Genomic DNA, 2,954 nt, shown 5'->3' with positions numbered 1-2,954 from the left:
AAAAGACACCTTCGGGTTGTGAGGTTAAGCGACTAAGCGTACACGGTGGATGCCTAGGCAGTCAGAGGCGATGAAGGGCGTGCTAATCTGCGAAAAGCGTCGGTAAGGTGATATGAACCGTTATAACCGACGATACCCGAATGGGGAAACCCAGTGTGATACGTCACACTATTGCATGGTGAATACATAGCCATGCAAGGCGAACCGGGGGAACTGAAACATCTAAGTACCCCGAGGAAAAGAAATCAACCGAGATTCCCCTAGTAGCGGCGAGCGAACGGGGAACAGCCCAGAACCTGAATCAGTTTGTGCATTAGTGGAAGCGTCTGGAAGGTCGCACAGTATAGGGTGATAGTCCCGTACACAAAAATGCACTAATTGTGAGTTCGATGAGTAGGGCGGGACACGTGACATCCTGTCTGAATATGGGGGGACCATCCTCCAAGGCTAAATACTCCTGACTGACCGATAGTGAACCAGTACCGTGAGGGAAAGGCGAAAAGAACCCCGGCGAGGGGAGTGAAATAGAACCTGAAACCGTGTACGTACAAGCAGTGGGAGCCTCTTTTATGGGGTGACTGCGTACCTTTTGTATAATGGGTCAGCGACTTATATTTTGTAGCAAGGTTAACCGAATAGGGGAGCCGTAGGGAAACCGAGTCTTAACTGGGCGTCAAGTTGCAAGGTATAGACCCGAAACCCGGTGATCTAGCCATGGGCAGGTTGAAGGTTGGGTAACACTAACTGGAGGACCGAACCGACTAATGTTGAAAAATTAGCGGATGACCTGTGGCTGGGGGTGAAAGGCCAATCAAACCGGGAGATAGCTGGTTCTCCCCGAAAGCTATTTAGGTAGCGCCTCGTGAACTCATCTTCGGGGGTAGAGCACTGTTTCGACTAGGGGGCCATCCCGGCTTACCAACTCGATGCAAACTACGAATACCGAAGAATGTTATCACGGGAGACACACGGCGGGTGCTAACGTCCGTCGTGAAGAGGGAAACAACCCAGACCGCCAGCTAAGGTCCCAAAGTCATGGTTAAGTGGGAAACGATGTGGGAAGGCATAGACAGCCAGGATGTTGGCTTAGAAGCAGCCATCATTTAAAGAAAGCGTAATAGCTCACTGGTCGAGTCGGCCTGCGCGGAAGATGTAACGGGGCTAAACCATGCACCGAAGCTGCGGCAGCGACGCTTATGCGTTGTTGGGTAGGGGAGCGTTCTGTAAGCCGTTGAAGGTGGACTGTGAGGTCTGCTGGAGGTATCAGAAGTGCGAATGCTGACATAAGTAACGATAATGCGGGTGAAAAACCCGCACGCCGGAAGACCAAGGGTTCCTGTCCAACGTTAATCGGGGCAGGGTGAGTCGACCCCTAAGGCGAGGCTGAAAAGCGTAGTCGATGGGAAACAGGTTAATATTCCTGTACTTGGTGTTACTGCGAAGGGGGGACGGAGAAGGCTAGGTTGGCCGGGCGACGGTTGTCCCGGTTCAAGCGTGTAGGGGGAGAGAGTTGGTAAATCCGCTTTCTTATTCAACCCTGAGGCGTGATAACGAGCCACTACGGTGGTGAAGTAACTGATGCCCTGCTTCCAGGAAAAGCCTCTAAGCTCCAGGTAACACGAAATCGTACCCCAAACCGACACAGGTGGTCAGGTAGAGAATACTCAGGCGCTTGAGAGAACTCGGGTGAAGGAACTAGGCAAAATGGTGCCGTAACTTCGGGAGAAGGCACGCTGGCGCGTAGGTGAAGAGACTTGCTCTCGGAGCCGAAGCCAGTCGCAGATACCAGCTGGCTGCAACTGTTTAATAAAAACACAGCACTGTGCAAACACGAAAGTGGACGTATACGGTGTGACGCCTGCCCGGTGCCGGAAGGTTAATTGATGGGGTCAGCCGCAAGGCGAAGCTCTTGATCGAAGCCCCGGTAAACGGCGGCCGTAACTATAACGGTCCTAAGGTAGCGAAATTCCTTGTCGGGTAAGTTCCGACCTGCACGAATGGCGTAATGATGGCCAGGCTGTCTCCACCCGAGACTCAGTGAAATTGAACTCGCTGTGAAGATGCAGTGTACCCGCGGCAAGACGGAAAGACCCCGTGAACCTTTACTATAGCTTGACACTGAACATTGAGCCTTGATGTGTAGGATAGGTGGGAGGCTTTGAAGCGTGGACGCCAGTCTGCGTGGAGCCAACCTTGAAATACCACCCTTTAATGTTTGATGTTCTAACTCGGCCCCATAATCTGGGGTGAGGACAGTGTCTGGTGGGTAGTTTGACTGGGGCGGTCTCCTCCTAAAGAGTAACGGAGGAGCACGAAGGTTAGCTAATCACGGTCGGACATCGTGAGGTTAGTGCAATGGCATAAGCTAGCTTGACTGCGAGAGTGACGGCTCGAGCAGGTACGAAAGTAGGTCATAGTGATCCGGTGGTTCTGAATGGAAGGGCCATCGCTCAACGGATAAAAGGTACTCCGGGGATAACAGGCTGATACCGCCCAAGAGTTCATATCGACGGCGGTGTTTGGCACCTCGATGTCGGCTCATCACATCCTGGGGCTGAAGTAGGTCCCAAGGGTACGGCTGTTCGCCGTTTAAAGTGGTACGCGAGCTGGGTTTAGAACGTCGTGAGACAGTTCGGTCCCTATCTGCCGTGGGCGTTGGAAGATTGAGAGGGGCTGCTCCTAGTACGAGAGGACCGGAGTGGACGCATCACTGGTGTTCGGGTTGTCATGCCAATGGCATTGCCCGGTAGCTAAATGCGGAAAAGATAAGCGCTGAAAGCATCTAAGCGCGAAACTTGCCTCGAGATGAGTCTTCCCTGGGACTTCGAGTCCCCTGAAGGGACGTTTAAGACTAAGACGTTGATAGGCTGGGTGTGTAAGTGCAGCGATGCATTGAGCTAACCAGTACTAATGACCCGAGAGGCTTAACCTTACAACACCAAAGGTGTTTTGGT

General features: G+C 52.6%; 1 rRNA gene. It reads left to right on the top strand.

Going from position 1 to position 2,954, the window contains the following annotated elements:
• The first annotated feature begins 22 nt into the window (after positions 1 to 22).
• Positions 23 to 2,932, top strand: a 23S ribosomal RNA gene (locus ACZRKO_RS22725).
• Positions 2,933 to 2,954 lie beyond the last annotated feature (22 nt).

Source organism: Ewingella sp. C233 (assembly GCF_055407225.1).
Note: the sequence above shows the minus strand (reverse complement) of the source record. Positions and strands in the feature narration are given on the sequence as shown.